The 15,103-nt window shown below is 37.1% G+C and carries 17 protein-coding genes; 11 read left to right on the top strand and 6 right to left on the bottom strand.

What is annotated here, in order from left to right:
- Positions 1 to 29: 29 nt before the first annotated feature.
- From JNUCC52_RS05605 to JNUCC52_RS05595, 3 genes are all read left to right on the top strand, one after another.
- Positions 30 to 251 carry a DUF2829 domain-containing protein gene (locus tag JNUCC52_RS05605; protein ID WP_173478534.1) on the top strand — a complete coding sequence of 74 codons (222 nt, stop codon included), beginning with the start codon at positions 30 to 32 and terminating at the stop codon, positions 249 to 251.
- A gap of 132 nt (positions 252 to 383) precedes the next feature.
- Positions 384 to 1,139, top strand: coding sequence for a 3-oxoacyl-ACP reductase (locus tag JNUCC52_RS05600; RefSeq protein ID WP_337981649.1), 756 nt, complete (start codon positions 384 to 386; stop codon positions 1,137 to 1,139).
- 152 nt (positions 1,140 to 1,291) lie between these two features.
- Positions 1,292 to 1,801 (top strand): QueT transporter family protein, encoded by a 510-nt coding sequence (locus JNUCC52_RS05595; RefSeq protein ID WP_337981648.1) that lies wholly within the window; start codon positions 1,292 to 1,294, stop codon positions 1,799 to 1,801.
- A gap of 1,270 nt (positions 1,802 to 3,071) precedes the next feature.
- On the opposite strand, the gene JNUCC52_RS05590 is transcribed toward JNUCC52_RS05595, so the two are convergent.
- Positions 3,072 to 3,605 carry an ECF transporter S component gene (locus JNUCC52_RS05590; protein WP_173478536.1) on the bottom strand — a complete coding sequence of 178 codons (534 nt, stop codon included), beginning with the start codon at positions 3,603 to 3,605 and terminating at the stop codon, positions 3,072 to 3,074.
- A 237-nt stretch (positions 3,606 to 3,842) separates the two neighbouring features.
- Between JNUCC52_RS05590 and JNUCC52_RS05585 the strand changes: the two genes are divergently transcribed.
- The 6 genes from JNUCC52_RS05585 (at position 3,843) to JNUCC52_RS05560 (ending at position 8,447) form a co-directional block, all read left to right on the top strand.
- Positions 3,843 to 4,163 (top strand): hypothetical protein, encoded by a 321-nt coding sequence (locus tag JNUCC52_RS05585; protein WP_337981647.1) that lies wholly within the window; start codon positions 3,843 to 3,845, stop codon positions 4,161 to 4,163.
- Positions 4,164 to 4,172: 9 nt separating this feature from the next.
- The gene (locus tag JNUCC52_RS05580; protein ID WP_173478538.1) at positions 4,173 to 4,562 is read left to right on the top strand and encodes a helix-turn-helix domain-containing protein; all 390 of its coding nucleotides are present in this window, start codon (positions 4,173 to 4,175) and stop codon (positions 4,560 to 4,562) included.
- A 105-nt stretch (positions 4,563 to 4,667) separates the two neighbouring features.
- On the top strand, positions 4,668 to 4,889 hold the full coding sequence (locus tag JNUCC52_RS05575; RefSeq protein WP_173478539.1) for a transcriptional regulator SplA domain-containing protein: 222 nt from the start codon (positions 4,668 to 4,670) through the stop codon (positions 4,887 to 4,889).
- Positions 4,890 to 4,901: 12 nt separating this feature from the next.
- A complete protein-coding gene (gene splB / locus JNUCC52_RS05570; protein ID WP_173478540.1) occupies positions 4,902 to 5,930 on the top strand; it encodes a spore photoproduct lyase in 1,029 nt (342 codons plus the stop codon).
- A 238-nt stretch (positions 5,931 to 6,168) separates the two neighbouring features.
- The gene (locus JNUCC52_RS05565; RefSeq protein WP_337981646.1) at positions 6,169 to 7,107 is read left to right on the top strand and encodes an arginine deiminase family protein; all 939 of its coding nucleotides are present in this window, start codon (positions 6,169 to 6,171) and stop codon (positions 7,105 to 7,107) included.
- 14 nt (positions 7,108 to 7,121) lie between these two features.
- Positions 7,122 to 8,447 (top strand): amino acid permease, encoded by a 1,326-nt coding sequence (locus JNUCC52_RS05560; protein WP_337981645.1) that lies wholly within the window; start codon positions 7,122 to 7,124, stop codon positions 8,445 to 8,447.
- Here the strand turns inward: JNUCC52_RS05560 and JNUCC52_RS05555 are convergent.
- Positions 8,444 to 9,214 carry a YqcI/YcgG family protein gene (locus JNUCC52_RS05555; RefSeq protein ID WP_337981644.1) on the bottom strand — a complete coding sequence of 257 codons (771 nt, stop codon included), beginning with the start codon at positions 9,212 to 9,214 and terminating at the stop codon, positions 8,444 to 8,446. The genes JNUCC52_RS05560 and JNUCC52_RS05555 overlap by 4 nt on opposite strands.
- 202 nt (positions 9,215 to 9,416) lie before the next feature.
- Positions 9,417 to 9,860, bottom strand: a complete 444-nt coding sequence (locus JNUCC52_RS05550) for a MarR family winged helix-turn-helix transcriptional regulator (protein WP_337981643.1) — start codon at positions 9,858 to 9,860, stop codon at positions 9,417 to 9,419.
- A gap of 118 nt (positions 9,861 to 9,978) precedes the next feature.
- Here JNUCC52_RS05550 and JNUCC52_RS05545 point away from each other — a divergent pair, with 118 nt between their 5' ends.
- Positions 9,979 to 10,566 (top strand): NAD(P)H-dependent oxidoreductase, encoded by a 588-nt coding sequence (locus tag JNUCC52_RS05545; RefSeq protein ID WP_337981642.1) that lies wholly within the window; start codon positions 9,979 to 9,981, stop codon positions 10,564 to 10,566.
- A 32-nt stretch (positions 10,567 to 10,598) separates the two neighbouring features.
- On the opposite strand, the gene JNUCC52_RS05540 is transcribed toward JNUCC52_RS05545, so the two are convergent.
- The 3 genes from JNUCC52_RS05540 to JNUCC52_RS05530 are packed head-to-tail and all read right to left on the bottom strand — an operon-like array spanning position 10,599 to position 14,130.
- Positions 10,599 to 11,684, bottom strand: coding sequence for a HAMP domain-containing sensor histidine kinase (locus tag JNUCC52_RS05540; protein ID WP_173478546.1), 1,086 nt, complete (start codon positions 11,682 to 11,684; stop codon positions 10,599 to 10,601).
- A complete protein-coding gene (locus JNUCC52_RS05535) occupies positions 11,681 to 12,358 on the bottom strand; it encodes a response regulator transcription factor (protein WP_173478547.1) in 678 nt (225 codons plus the stop codon). The genes JNUCC52_RS05540 and JNUCC52_RS05535 overlap by 4 nt, the downstream gene beginning before the upstream one ends.
- A 20-nt stretch (positions 12,359 to 12,378) precedes the next feature.
- Positions 12,379 to 14,130, bottom strand: coding sequence for an ABC transporter ATP-binding protein (locus JNUCC52_RS05530; RefSeq protein ID WP_337981641.1), 1,752 nt, complete (start codon positions 14,128 to 14,130; stop codon positions 12,379 to 12,381).
- Between the two features lie 169 nt (positions 14,131 to 14,299).
- Between JNUCC52_RS05530 and JNUCC52_RS05525 the strand changes: the two genes are divergently transcribed.
- Positions 14,300 to 15,094, top strand: a complete 795-nt coding sequence (locus JNUCC52_RS05525; RefSeq protein ID WP_370635712.1) for a MerR family transcriptional regulator — start codon at positions 14,300 to 14,302, stop codon at positions 15,092 to 15,094.
- Positions 15,095 to 15,103 lie beyond the last annotated feature (9 nt).

The following is a 15,103-nucleotide window of genomic DNA, read 5'->3' as shown; positions in this document are numbered from 1 at the left end:
GAAAAGATTGTGAAAAAGGATGAATTTATATGACATTTGAAGAAGTATTACCGCGTTTAAAAGCGGGCGACAAAGTAATCCGTGAAGGTTGGGGCGGTGCTGAATTATATGTGAAGCTCGTTGGACAAAGCGAGCATGAGGGTGTAAATTTAAACCCCTATTTTTTAATCAATGTACGCGGTGAAGGCTACACGATGTTCACACCAACTGTCTGTGATTTATTAGCGGAAGACTGGAAAATCGTAAACTAAATTACCTGTGGGTAAAGATAAAATAGTATGCTAGGTGTTACTTAGTATGCTATTTTTTTGATGTTAAGGTAATTTCCTAATAGCTTAGAAGTTATGCCTATTAGTGATTGCTTTTTATAGAGGAGAGATGTTATGAAGTTTGAAGAATATAGTGGCAAAACCGTTTTTATAACAGGTGCCGCTTCAGGTATTGGCCAAGCTCAAGCCATTGCTTTTTTAGAAAATGGGGCTAATGTTTTCGGTTTTGATATGGAGGAGCAAGGGTTATTGAATTTATACAAGCAATACCCTCAATGTTTTGCTTATATGATAGGTAGTGTATGTAAAAAACATGATGTAGAACTAGCAGTTGAAAAAGCACTAGGGATTTTTAAAGAAGTGGATATTTTACTAAATACTGCTGGCATCTTAGATGGTTTTGCCAAAACGCTTGATACGGATGAGGCACTATGGGACAAGATTATGAATACGAATGTAAAAGGTACTTTTCTTGTGACAAATACGATATTACCCCATATGTTAAAACGAAAAGCTGGCATTATTGTTAATATGGCGTCAATTGCAGGGCTTATTGCAGGTGGGGGAGGTGCGGCATATACAGCATCTAAACATGCAATTGTAGGCTACACGAAACAACTTGATTTAGACTATTGCCGTGAAGGGATACGTGCCAATGCCATTGCGCCAGGTGCTATTCAAACTCCAATGACTAAAGCTGATTTTGAAGGCGATGGTGCAATGGCAAAATGGGTTGCTGATGAAACACCTGCAGGTCGATGGGCACAACCAAGTGAAGTTGCCAATTTAACGCTTTTCTTGGCGAGTCATTCAGCTGATTATATGCACGGATCTGTGATACCGATAGATGGCGGATGGATTGCGAAATAGTGTTGGTCAATCTAACATTCTTTTGCTATAATACGCAAGTAAGCAAAAAATAGCTTACACTACGACACTTCAGTTAGGGCAACTTGCTCTCTTCCTTTGGTCGTAGTTAGTACTAAAATAGCAGATTGCTATTTTACAAAGGAGAATGTAAATTGAATACATCTATTGTAAAAGATTCATCGCGTACTTCTGTAAGGGAACTTACAAAGGTAGCACTGGTCGCAGCCTTGTATGTGGCTGTAACTGTAGTATTGTCAGTTATTAGCTTTGGTGCAGTCCAACTACGTCTATCAGAGATGTTCAACTATTTGGCACTGTACAATAAACGTTACGTTGTAGCAGTAACACTAGGCGTTATCGTAGCAAATTTTATGTCACCGACTTGGATACTTGATGTACCTATAGGTGGTATTGCAACATGTCTAGTATTAATTCTTTGTCGATCAGTAACGAAAAATATTAAAAGTGATAGTTGGAAAATGGTGATTACAGCATTGATTTTTGCCTTATCAATGTTCACTGTGGCAGGCCAATTAACCATTCTATATGATTTACCATTTTGGGCGACTTGGTTTACTGTTGGAGTCGGTGAGTTATTATCAATGACTGTCGGCGGTGTGACGATTCACTTATTAAATAAAAAAATAGATCTTTCAAAATAAAAAACACACTCGTGAAAGCGAGTGTGTTTCAGACTATAGACAAACTCGAAGTTATTTGAATTTGTCTATAGTCTTTTTTTATTTAAAACTAATATAGGTGATGACTACTGCCGTTGATTTCCGCTACAGGCGGGCGCTTTCCGCGGGCACATCGTAAGCCGTAACCCTCGCTAGCGCGCGGTTTGTTGCGTCTTACGTACTGTGTGCTTTCCCGCAGGAGTCGCCCGCCCTCCACTCCAATCAACTTTATCAGTATTGCAAGCAGTCTACTAAAAAACGAAGCAAGAGTATCACCAATATAAATCAAGTTCAGACAGTATGGTCAAGACGGAAGTAAGAACCTATTTTTTATTTAAAATTTATATAGAAGTGATGACCACTATCGTTGATTTCCGCTATGGGCAGGCGCTTTCCGCGGGCACATCGTAAGCCGCAACCCTCGCTAGCGCGCGGTTTGTTGCGTCTTACGTTCTGTGCTGTTCCCGCAGGAGTCGCCCGCCCTCCACTCCAATCAACTTTATTAGTATTGCAAGCAGTCTACTAAAAAACGAAGCAAGAGTATCACCAATATAAATCAAGTTCAGACAGTATGGTCAAGACGGAAGTAAGAACCCTATTTTTTATTTAAAATTTATATAGAAGTGATGACCACTATCGTTGATTTCCGCTACGGGCGGGCGCTTTCCGCGGGCACATCGTAAGCCGCAACCCTCGCTAACGCGCGGTCTGTTGCGTCTTACGTTTTGTGCTGTTCCCGCAGGAGTAGCCCGCCCTCCACTCCAATCAACTTTATTAGTATTGCAAGCAGTCTACTAAAAAACGAAGCAAGCGTATCACCAATATAAATCAAGTTCAGACAGTATGGTCAAGATGGAAGTAAGAATCTATTTTTTTATTTAAAACTAATATAGGTGATGACTACTGCCGTTGATTTCCGCTACGGGCGGGCGCTTTCCGCGGGCACATCGTAAGCCGCAACCCTCGCTAACGCGCGGTTTGTTGCGTCTTACGTTTTGTGCTGTACCCGCAGGAGTCGCCCGCCCTCCACTCCAATCAACTTTATATGAATTGCTAGCAGTCTATTATAATTATGACGAACAGCTTCATTGGGAGGGGATGCTCGAAGAGTATGGCAAGACGAAAGTAAGAACCCCTTTTTTACAATAAAAATAACAAAAGGGATTAAGATTTCTATTCTTAATCCCTTTTGTCGTAGTAATTGATTCGCTGATAAGTCGGTAGAAATCGTCGATAGACAACAATCAAGATTTTATTTAAAAATCGGTGTTTTTTTCAATAAAATACAAACTGGTATTGCTACAATCATCCCGAGAATATTTTGTACTAAGTCTCCAGGAATCGATGTCAACGGTGCAACCCAGTTGGCATATAAAATAGCTTCACCAACATAATAAACAGCTATCATGAATGGAACTGAAATAATCATTGCAAAAAGATTGAAGGCAATACTATGTCCATTGCGTCCGTTCGACCAAGCGATTTTTCCTACGATATAGCCCTGCAAGCCACGAGCCACAAATGTAATAGGTGCCCACAACATCCAGCCAGAAACGACGTCAAATAAACCCATGCCAATTGCACCTGCAATCGCTCCTTTTTTTGAACCAAAAAGAATAGATGCCGTAAAGAGCATGCCTGTCCCAAGATGAACTAATCCACCATTCGCTTTAATAGGTAGTTTAATATTTAATGTGAGTGTTGCCACGAACACAAGTGCAATTAACATTGCGGATAGAATAAGATCAAAAGTTCGTGCATGTGAATAGTTTATTGTTTTTTGCATAGTTGTAAACCTTCCTTATTTTGCTTTATAAATCTCAAAGAATAGTTGCGCAAAACTGTACTTTGTAAATCAATGCTGCATGCTAGGATAACCTTAGCAAAGGCTTGGCCTATTTAAAAGTATCAATTTTGTAAAAAACATAGTGGTCAGCTTTTACGGGAATTTATAATAATAATTGTTGACATGGAGTAAACTCCACCTTTTAAAGTGAAAGGACAAAAAGAATGGGGTGATCCAATGATTATGATTACGTACGGATTAATTGAGGCATATGCAATATTAACAGGACTTGCAGCTTTAATGCAGTGGAAAGAGAAAGGATATCAATTGAGAACATTATTCTTTGTCCTATTATCCACTAGTATTCTCTTAACAATATGGATTCCATACAAAGAATGGATACTTAAAATACTAATTTTTGAATTTATGATGTTTCATCTATTAGCTATTATAGAAGGTCAATTAACAAATAATAAGCTTAGATACAGTCACCATATCATTCGCTTCATCATACATTGTATACTTCTATTATTAGTTTCTAAATTTATAAAATACTAGGAGGAAACCATGAAAATAAGTGAATTTGCAATCTGTACTGGTATTAGTAAGGATACAATTCGTTATTATGAAAAAATAAATCTATTACAACCCGAAATAAAAAATAATCATCGTAAGTATAATGAGCATCACATCGAGATTATTAGTATAATCCTTAAGCTCAAACAATCTGGTTTTTTACTTCAGGAAATTAAATTGCTTTTCGAATGGACTGAAAATACGAATCAACATAATAAATTGACCAAAGTAGAAATCGACAATCTTCTACAATTAAAAAGATTATTTCAAAATAAATATGAACAAATTGTTCAAAAAGAAAAAGAGATTGTACAAATAAAACAAGTATTAGAGCGTGCCAACAGTAAACTGGAGCAGCTCTTAGAAAAGAATGAAATGTAGAAGGATACTCTGCTCTGCGATTTGAAAATGATGCTTGCAAAAGACTAACATAATTTCCTCGTACTTAAGCCAAACTAAATGAAATGTTTTGGGAGGAGAACGTACATGCAAACTTATAATGCAGGAGATATTGTTTATATTTTTTATCGCAATCCACATATTCAAGATGTAACGAATATACAGGAGGCTGCAGTCGTGAATAATCCAGAAAATCCAAATGAATTAGCGTTATTTCTATTTGAGACGTATTATCCATTAACGAATGACTTTGTCATTTTTAAAAGTGAAATGGATGCGGAGCAAGCGTATCATCAATATTTTCATTAATGGAGGTAGAGAATGAGAAAACCATTTACTCCTCAGCTCGTTTATTTTGAGCCTGATGCGCTGGATTATCCACTAGGAAAAGAATTAAAAGAGAAATTTGAGAAGCTTGGTGTGGAAATCCGTTATACGACTTCTCATAATCAGGTGCGGAATCTCCCAGGTGACAATGATTTGCAAAAATATCGTATAGCTAAGTCAACGCTCGTTGTTGGGATACGAAAGACACTCAAATTTGATACATCTAAACCGTCAGCTGAATATGCTATTCCGTTCGCAACTGGATGTATGGGGCACTGTCATTATTGTTATTTACAAACAACGATGGGCAGTAAACCATATATTCGTACGTATGTGAATGTCGATGAAATTCTGGAAGCAGCAGATCACTATATCGCAGAACGAGCTCCTGAAATAACACGATTTGAAGCATCTTGTACGTCAGATATTGTAGGGATTGATCATTTAACACATACATTGAAAAGAGCCATTGAGCATTTTGGACAAAGTGAACATGGGTTGTTGCGATTTGTAACGAAATTCCATTATGTCGACCATTTGTTAGATGCTAAGCATAATGGTAGGACGAGGTTTCGTTTTAGTGTAAATGCGGATTATGTCATAAAAAACTTTGAGCCAGGTACATCTCCATTAGACTTACGTATTGAAGCGGCTGGAAAAGTAGCGAGGGCGGGATATCCGCTCGGCTTTATTGTCGCTCCAATTTATCTTCATGAAGGCTGGGAGGAAGGTTACTATCATATGTTTGAACGTCTTGATGCTGAATTACCGCAAGATGTACGGGATGATATTACCTTTGAATTTATTCAGCACCGTTTTACAAAGCCCGCGAAAAGAGTTATTGAAAAAAATTATCCAATGACGAAATTAGAATTGGATGAAACAGCTAGAAGGTACAAGTGGGGCAAATATGGAATTGGCAAATATATTTATCAAAAAGAGGAAGAGGAAGACATTAAAGAACATCTTTATGGTTACATGAAGAAATTTTTCCCAAATGCGAAGCTAGAATATTTTACGTAAAGCACACTACTTTGCGGAAACAACCTTGTGCGGAAACAGCATAGAGTGGGGCGGCACGATAGCCGAGGAAAGCGTCCACATGCTGTAAAATCAACTGTTATTGTTTAATTTTTTAGTGTTGTCTACACTTTGGCACACCATTGTTTATGGTGTGTTTTTTTTGTTAATGTTGCTTCGTATAATCTGAAAGTTGACGGTAAGGCTAACAGTAATAGTAAAGAAAAGGGGAGAAAACACGATGTATTCAATACAACCGAGTTGTTGGTCAGAGCATGGAGAGCTTACGGCTGTTATGCTTTGTGCGCCTTCTTGCTTAGATGTGCCCGATTTAAAAACAGCTGAAAACGTACAATGGAGCGCACCTGTTTTACATGCACGAGCAATGGAGAACTTTATGGAGCTAAAAGGTACTTTACAACATGCGGGTGTGAAAGTAATTGATTACTCAACGGAACTGCAAGGGGAAGCGAAGCAACTAAGCGAACAGCTTCTAAATCGTTATTTTGTGCGTGATCTCGCATGTGTATTTGGCAATCAAATGCTGCCAGGCGAAGCAGGTAGTTCTATTAGACGCCCTGAATATGGACATGCTCATGCATTACTTGAAAAGTGGTTTCCTAAAAACTTTCAGGCATCAAAGGAAACTGGCGATGTATTAGAGTTTGGAGATGTGATGGTATTGAATAAGGATGCAGTACTTATCAATATTGGCGTTCGGACATCGAAACAAGGTGTGGATCGTGTGAAGGAAAAACTATTTGAAGCTGGTTTTGCTGAAATTGGCATTATTGATTTGCCTCGAAGCTCTGACACACTCCACTTAGATATGAATTGTAATGTTGCAAACGAAGATGTTGTGATAGCCAAAAGCTTTATGCGATATTTTCCTGTGTATGTGATGACCGCATGTTCAACTCGCTTTGATATGGCAGAGCAATTTTTTAATCGTCATGGCTTTGAGGTCTATTGGTTAGAAAAATATAATACGATTCCTGATATTAATTTTTTAAATTTAAATCCCGAGACATTGTTAGTTAGTAAAAAAGCTACAAAACAGCAATTTAAAAACCATCCACTATTACAAAAGAAAAATATAGTGGAAATCGAAGTGACAGAACTTGAAAAAGGCGGCGGTGGTATTCGCTGTATGACCTTACCATTGGTGCGGAAATTGTAAGAGAGGTGATCGCAATGGAGTCTAAAACTAGCAAAGGCCAAATGTCTTGGTGGCAGTTGTCCCTATTAGGTGTCGGTTGTACATTAGGGACAGGTTTTTTTCTAGGTACAAGTATGGCAATTGCTAAAAGTGGACCTGCTATTTTAATTCCATTTATATTAGCAGCCATTGGAACATACCTTGTTTATGATGCACTTGTGAAAATGTCTGTTGCCAATCCAGATAAAGGATCATTTCGTACTTATGCTAAACAAGCATTTGGCAATTGGGCTGGTTTTAGTAATGGGTGGGTATATTTGATTTCGGAAATATTAATTATGGCAAGTCAATTAATGGCATTGGGGATTTTTACTCAATTTTGGTTTCCTGCATTACCGCTATGGATGACTGCAGCTGGATTCGGCGCACTTGGCTTGCTTATTTTACTTACTGGAATGAAAGGCTTTGAAAAGTTTCAAAATATATTTGGGGCGATGAAGGCAGCTGCTGTCGTGATGTTTATCGTAGTGGCTGTCATCCTACTAATAAAAGGGATAAATAGTGAACCTAAGCAAGTAGATGCTTTAATAGCGAACTTTCAAGGCTTCTTTTCTGAAGGGATAAAGGGGATATGGCTTGGTCTACTGTATGCATTTTTTGCTTTTGGCGGTATAGAAGTGATGGGCCTCTTAGTCATTGATTTAAAAGATCCACAGCAGGCACCGAAAGCTGGAAAAGTGATGATTGTGATGTTGACTACAATCTACGTCATTGCACTCGTAGGTGCGCTTGCATTAGTACAGTGGGAAACATTCATAATAGATGAAAGCCCGTTCATTACAGCTCTTGCAGATTTTCACTTACCATATGTAGCAGATATAATAACAGGCATTTTAATTATTGCTGGATTTTCGACCATGGTAGCTTCTTTATATGCAGTAGTTACGATATTAACGGCTTTAGCGGAAGATCATGATGCCCCGGCACTATTAGCGAAAAAAGGAAAACTGAAAGTGCCATTCCCGGCATTTCTTTTTTTAACAATTGGTTTAATAATGACGATTGTGATAGGGTTCCTAATTCCTGAAAAGATTTTTGAATATTTAATAACAGCAGCAGGTTTAATGTTAATTTACAATTGGCTTTTTATTTTGGTCACTTATGCAAAGCTTATGACATTAACGAAGTGGCAACATGTAAAAAATGTAGTTGGGATGCTACTTATAGCGGTTACAGTTTCGGGTACATTAGGTGATAAAACAAGCAGATTCGGTTTTTACATAAGCCTGCTTTTTATCGTCATCATTGCTGTTGCGACATTTATTGTTATGAAAAAACGGAGCAACAAAAGCTCCGTTTAATTATTTCTCTGTTTTGAAAAAGTTAATGGAAGATGCCCCCGTAAAAAGGGACATTTTGATGGACTATGCTCATCATCGCTTAAAAAATATTGTTTCCATTCATGATTGTCCTTTTGCCCGTACCATTTTAAGTCTGGATGACCAGGGATTTCGTCATATAAATCGATGCGCTTTCTTATTAGCCTTTTTAATTTTTGACCTAATACAGTTGTATCATTAATGTCCTCAAATACCCAGCGTGGCTGAAAGGCCATAAGCAATGTTGCAAAATGGCGACTTTTTCGAAGTTGGTGGGCAGGTGTTGCACAAAATACAAAATAAGGCTCGCCATTAAAACAAAATTCCCATGTATGAACAGATGGATCGGAGGGAATTTCTGTAGGCCATTCTTTCTCGTCAAATGCGGTAATGTTGTTTAACACTGTCCAAAATAGGTCTCTATAATCCTCTACCTCATAATTTTCTAGCATATCCTGTGGCGTTTCAAAGAAAATAGCATGTGAAGTATATTTGCCAGCAGATCGAGCGCACTGTCCATATTCCTTTAAGCAATCTGCTAACGCTTTAGCTGATTGTAACTCTCGGGGATCTCCGATAAAGCTGAAGCGAAGTTGATTCGATAAGAAACCTGTTCTGGCAGGAATACAGGGAAAGGTATTCGCTTCATCTGCAATCATTGTAGAAAAATCTTTAAATGCATTCTGTTGCCATAATGGTAGGGAAGTTAAATGCTGATCAAGCCATTTTTTATCTACAACTGCTCCCACATGAGTCATCTCCTTTATACATCATTAGACTATTAAAGGGAGGGCTAATCGGTGACGAATTATTAGGGAATAATTTCTAACTTTATTAATCTACATAGCTAAACTAATTAAAAACCTTGAAAAAAGGTGACCTCAAATCAAATTGCATTTGAGGTCACACTTATAGTCTGTCCTAAAAATTAACGGAAGTAAATCATGCGTCTTAAAGCTTACCTTGTTGTTTAAAAACCTTCTGCTGCAAAATATCTAATGCGTGCTTAATTTCTTCTAAATCTTCTTCTGAAACATCTTGAATAAGGTGTTGAAAACGGACTTCAATACATCGAAATGCCTCATCCATCATTTGTTCCCCATCTTCGGTGAGGCGCACATAATGTTTTCTACGATCCTCTGTATCACTAATTTTTTCAATTAAATTTTTCTCTTGTAGTTTCTTAAGCTCTCGACTTGTATTCGGTAACGACATTTGCTGACAATCACTAATTTCAGTAGTCGTAACAGGCTGGCTTACTTTTATATATTCAAGAATTTTATATTGAACAGGAGTTATGGCTTCCGTTTTAACGTTTTGTGTTAACTCATTTGTTACTTGATGGACGCTTGCTGTAAATGTCACAAATTGATTGAATAATGCATTCTTGTCCAAATAGCTCACCTCTTACTGACAAGATAACAAATAACTTATCTTAAAACAATTATCATTTGACAACTAAATAAGTAATGCGTATTATTTACTTATCAAATGATAAGTAATGGAGGCCGTTATGAAAACATTAATTATTTATACGTATCCAAATCATCAAAGTTTGAATTATTCCTTTTTGCAGGAAGTTGTGAAAGGATGCAAAGAAAATCCGTACATAAATGAATTACAAGTCGTTGATTTATATAAAGAAAAATTTGATCCGATTTTACACTTTAATGAACATAGACGACGTCGTGATATGTATCGTGATCCAAACTTAGAAAAATATAGGGAACAAATAACTTGGGCAGATAAAATTGTGTTTGTCTATCCGATTTGGTGGGGAAGACCGCCAGCAATGCTGTTAGGCTATATTGATCAATTATTCGCCTCCAATTTTGCTTATAGAGATAAGAAGGGTTTGTTTCCCGATGGACTTTTAAAAGGGAAGTCAGTCGTTTGTGTTTCGACAATGAAAGGCCCGACAAATTATCCACTATTATGGTTGAATAATGCACATAAAGTATTGATGAGAAAGGCTTTATTTAATTTTGTAGGAATTAAGAAAGTGAAGTTTTTTGAATTTGGGAATATGGAAAGTAAAAAGGGAGGACAACAAAAAAAGTTAGCAAAAGTATATCAATATTTTCGACAAGTAGCTTACTAGAAGAAGCGAAAGAGCATAGGTGTGAACTACTTTCACATCCTATGCTCTTCCTTCTCTGCCGTAACTTTATCTAAAGGGAGTGTGATTAAAAATTTCGTTTGTTCAGCAAGTTTACTTTTGACAGTAATCGTACCATGATGTATATCAATAATTTTTTTTACTATGGATAGTCCTAGTCCGCTACCTCCATTTGTAGCGATTCTCGATTGGTCTGCTTTATAAAAACGTTCAAAAATGTGCTTTTGCTGTTCATCCGTTAAGCCAATACCGTTATCACAAATGCTTACCGTAACTTTATCATGGTGGGCGGTCATCAAAATACGGATTTGGCCATTTTTGTGTGTAAATTTGATGCTGTTACTGAGTACATTCATCCATACTTGGTTCATTAAGTCCTCATCAGCCATAATCGTTATGTTTTGTAATTGAATATCAATATCAATTTGTTTTTCTAACCAATTTGGCTCTAAGGCTAACACAACATTGCGCAACTGTTTATCTAGTCGATAGTACTTCGGTTCAAATGGATGATGCTGTGATTCTAAGGACGTTAGTTTTAATAAATTATCACTGATTTTTGATAGACGGTGACTTTCCATTTCAATAATGGCTAAATAGTGCTGACGTTTCTCTTCAGATAAATCCATATTTTTTAATGCCTTTGCAAAACCATTTATGGATGTCAGGGGAGATTGAATTTCGTGTGATACATTTGAAATAAATTCTTGGCGCATACGCTCTAATTCGCCTAATTCGACCGCCATATGATTGATCCCACTAATTAGTTGGCCAAAATGATCATTTTCATCATCTGACATTTTGTCTAACTGTACATTGAAATCCCCTTTAGCCATTCGTCCAATAGCATCAACAATCGTATCCCAATAATTGCGCTGTCTTTTTAAACCGATTAAAAAAATGCAAGCTGCGGTGCAGGCAAATAGTACAAATACACCGAGAACCGTCGTTAATTGTCGCCAAAATCCTTGCAGATGTATGTCCACCCGCTGAAAGAGCCAAGAAGTTACGTGGAAGGAAATAAAGGCAAATACTATATTGGCTAGAAGGAACATAATAAAAATCATTAGAAGCTTAAAGAAAAATTTCCAATACTTCATAGTGCTAATTCCAAGCGATAGCCAAGTCCACGAATCGTACGAATGGTGAAGCCACTTTTTTCTTCAGGAAATCGTTCACGCAACCTTTTAATATGAACATCTACCGTACGCTCATCACCCTCATAGTCAAATCCCCAAATTTCTTCAATAAGCTGCTCGCGAGAAAATGTTTTGCCCGCATAACTTGCTAATGTAAATAAAAGGTCGAATTCTTTTAGGCGCAACGTGATGCTTTCACCGTCATACAATACTTCATATGTATGGCGATTCATTTTAACATTTCCAATTTCAATCGTTTGAGAGAGCGCAATACGATACCGTTTTAAAATAGATTTAACGCGTACAATCAATTCAACAGGCTCAAAAGGTTTGACTAAATAATCGTCTGTTCCTAAATTAAATCCTTTCACTTTCTGAGCGGTTTCACCTTTTGCCGTTAACATCAAGATCGGTAAATCACTATTGAATGTTCGAATTTCCTTGCATAATTGCCAACCGTCCATATTAGGCATCATAATGTCCATAATCACCATGTCGACTTTTTCTGCATCCAATTTGGACAGTGCATCCACACCGTCCAATGCTTCAATAACATCAAAACCTTCATTTTGTAAAAATACTTTTATTAATTCTCTAATATGGTCATCATCATCCACGACTAATAGTTTTGTCATTATAACAAATCCTTTCGCCTTTAATCTTTAATGCGCAATTGTTGTTTAGCAAACTCTCTATACATATCGTGTGTTTCAAATAATGTATCATGTGTCCCGCAGCCTGTAATATGACCTTTCTCGATAAATAAAATTTGGTCTGCATCTACGACAGTAGAAAGTCGGTGAGCGATTACGAGTGTTGTACGTCCTTGCATTAAATTATCCAATGCTTTTTGTACGTAAATTTCTGAATTACTATCAAGGCTAGAAGTCGCTTCATCTAGCATTAAAATTTGTGGATTACGTAACAAAGCTCTGGCAATCGAAATGCGTTGTCGTTGTCCACCTGAAAGCTTTATGCCTCGTTCGCCGACCTCGGTGTTAAATTTATCTGGCAGTTCATTGATAAATTGATCAGCGTAGGCCATTTTTGCTACACGTTCAAGTTCCTCGTCTGAAACGTCTCTCGCAATACCATAACAAATATTTTCACGAATCGTTCCTGATAGAAGCGCACTTTCTTGTGCAACATAGCCAATTTGATTTCTCCATGAATGAAGAGAAAATGTATTAATAGGTGTATCGCCTAATGTAATTGAGCCATTTGTCGGTTGATAGTAGCGTTCTAACAGCGCAAAAGTCGTCGTTTTCCCTCCGCCACTCGGCCCAACAATGGCAGTGACCTTACCAGGCTCAATTGTAAAGTTGATGTTCGATAAAATAGGCTCTTCACCATAGGCAAAGTCTACATTTCGGACATGAATCGGTTCTTGTACAGAATTTAATTGTTGGCCATCATAAATGTTTTCTTCTTCATGCTCAAGTAATGCACTGATTCGTTCTGTAGCACCCATAGCTTTTTGTAGCTGGGTAAAGAACATTGTTAATTGCGTCATAGGCATAATGATTTGAATTAAATATAAAATAAAAGCAACCATATCACCAGCTGTAAGTTCACCAGATGAAACACGAACTCCGCCATAGCCAATGATTGCTACTAGGACACTCATTAGTATGAATGAAATTAAAGGTGAAATCAGTGCATGGATTTTAGCTTCTTTTAGACCGAATGTAAATAGATTAGTAATGCCTTTTTTTCCTCGTTCATATTCAATGTTCTCAGCATTTGAAGCTTTTACTAAACGTGTTTCAGGTAACACTTGATTGAGAATAGCGGTAAATTTAGCGGTTTCATCTTGCATACCTTTTGAAATGACAAACATACGCTTTCCTAATAACATTAAAATAATCATCGCGAGTGGGACAGCAATGAGCATGACTAAGGTCATTTTCCAATCTAAAAATAATAGAATGATGACAGAACCGACAATCGAAATAACGCCTGTTAAACAATTTGCCAGATGTTCGGTTATTAGCTCTTTTACTACAGCTGTGTCATTTGTTACACGACTTAACGTCTCACCAGTATCGTTATCATCATAATAAGGGATTGGTAAATGGAGCAATTTGCGCCATAATTGATCTCTCAATTTTGCTACAACCTGATGACCAACGCGATTTAAAAAATAAATGGAAAGTCCGCTCGCGATGGCTTGCACGATAAAAGCTATTCCTAGTAAAATAATTTGCCAATAATTAAGAGATTGTAATGAAAAGCCGTCCACTAATTTTTTAGTGAATAGTGGCACGATAAATCCTACGCCAGTGGTCGCTATACTCATACATAAAGCGATTATTAACAAGAGCATCGGTGGCTGCGCCTGTTTTACAAGCCCCACAAAGCGCCGCCAATTTTTTATTGGTACTTCTTTAGTAGTTGTGTTATCCATTAATAAATTTCCTCCTTGATTACGCTAAACAATAGAATCATTGATTGTGTGTCCTTACTATAGCACGCATTTATGAACTGAATATGAAATGGTGACAGGCACTCAAACAATTCAGAAAATACACTTGACCATCAAGTAACTTGAAGGTTTATTATGGAAATTGAAAGGTGTGTCGCTTTTGTATAACTATATGACCATTCAGGAATTTTCTAATAGAACAGGTATTTCAAAAAGTACGTTACGTTTTTATGAAACGAAAAATTTATTGTTGCCAGTAGAACGGAGAGGAAATGGATATCGCGTATATGCATCTCACCAAATTGCAATCGTGAAATTGATTACAACTTTGCGTATAGCAGACGTACCTATTAAGGACATTCAACATTACTTACAAAATAACGACGAAGTAGCTCGTCAAGCAATGATGGATAATTGGATTCGCACTTTAAAGAAAAAACGCGAGCTAATTGATGTTAGCTTAAGGTTTTTAGAAAGTGATTCCATTCGAGAGGATATCTATCTAATTGATAAAAACGAAGAAAAAATAATTTGGTTCATTGAAGAATCCACAATGGGGAAGTTTGGAGAGCATTTTGCGAAAAGAGCCGATGAATTAAAGCAAAACAATATTCAAATTAACAGCTATTATGTAAATTATTTATCAGGACAAGGACAAGATTTAATAAAAGTACAAATTGGTTTTGGTGTATTAGAACATACAAGTTTAAATGAATTAACAGGCGTTGATTTTATTGAACATTTGCCTGCTTGTATTTGCTTGGCACTACCATTCAAAGAGCCTCTAACCAAAATAAACAAGGGATATCAAAAATTACTACAATATGCCCTGCAACATAGTTGGGTACCAACCCGATCTATACTTGAATGGTACCGAGGGGAAGATTTTTCGCAATTAGATTTATTATTGCCTGTTATTCAATTGGAACGGAATGAGGAGAGATGAGTGAAGATA

The sequence above is a fragment of the Lysinibacillus sp. JNUCC-52 genome, from assembly GCF_015999545.1.
Lineage (GTDB): Bacteria > Bacillota > Bacilli > Bacillales_A > Planococcaceae > Lysinibacillus.
Note: the sequence above shows the minus strand (reverse complement) of the source record. Positions and strands in the feature narration are given on the sequence as shown.

Excerpts from the sequence above, each read along its gene's own strand:
- JNUCC52_RS05605 (WP_173478534.1), top strand. The coding sequence starts at position 30 with ATGACATTTGAAGAAGTATTACCGCGTTTAAAAGCGGGCGACAAAGTA.
- JNUCC52_RS05600 (WP_337981649.1), top strand. The coding sequence starts at position 384 with ATGAAGTTTGAAGAATATAGTGGCAAAACCGTTTTTATAACAGGTGCC.
- JNUCC52_RS05590 (WP_173478536.1), bottom strand. The coding sequence starts at position 3,605 with ATGCAAAAAACAATAAACTATTCACATGCACGAACTTTTGATCTTATT.
- JNUCC52_RS05585 (WP_337981647.1), top strand. The coding sequence starts at position 3,843 with ATGATTATGATTACGTACGGATTAATTGAGGCATATGCAATATTAACA.
- JNUCC52_RS05580 (WP_173478538.1), top strand. The coding sequence starts at position 4,173 with ATGAAAATAAGTGAATTTGCAATCTGTACTGGTATTAGTAAGGATACA.
- JNUCC52_RS05575 (WP_173478539.1), top strand. The coding sequence starts at position 4,668 with ATGCAAACTTATAATGCAGGAGATATTGTTTATATTTTTTATCGCAAT.
- splB (WP_173478540.1), top strand. The coding sequence starts at position 4,902 with ATGAGAAAACCATTTACTCCTCAGCTCGTTTATTTTGAGCCTGATGCG.
- JNUCC52_RS05565 (WP_337981646.1), top strand. The coding sequence starts at position 6,169 with ATGTATTCAATACAACCGAGTTGTTGGTCAGAGCATGGAGAGCTTACG.
- JNUCC52_RS05560 (WP_337981645.1), top strand. The coding sequence starts at position 7,122 with ATGGAGTCTAAAACTAGCAAAGGCCAAATGTCTTGGTGGCAGTTGTCC.
- JNUCC52_RS05545 (WP_337981642.1), top strand. The coding sequence starts at position 9,979 with ATGAAAACATTAATTATTTATACGTATCCAAATCATCAAAGTTTGAAT.
- JNUCC52_RS05540 (WP_173478546.1), bottom strand. The coding sequence starts at position 11,684 with ATGAAGTATTGGAAATTTTTCTTTAAGCTTCTAATGATTTTTATTATG.
- JNUCC52_RS05535 (WP_173478547.1), bottom strand. The coding sequence starts at position 12,358 with ATGACAAAACTATTAGTCGTGGATGATGATGACCATATTAGAGAATTA.
- JNUCC52_RS05530 (WP_337981641.1), bottom strand. The coding sequence starts at position 14,130 with ATGGATAACACAACTACTAAAGAAGTACCAATAAAAAATTGGCGGCGC.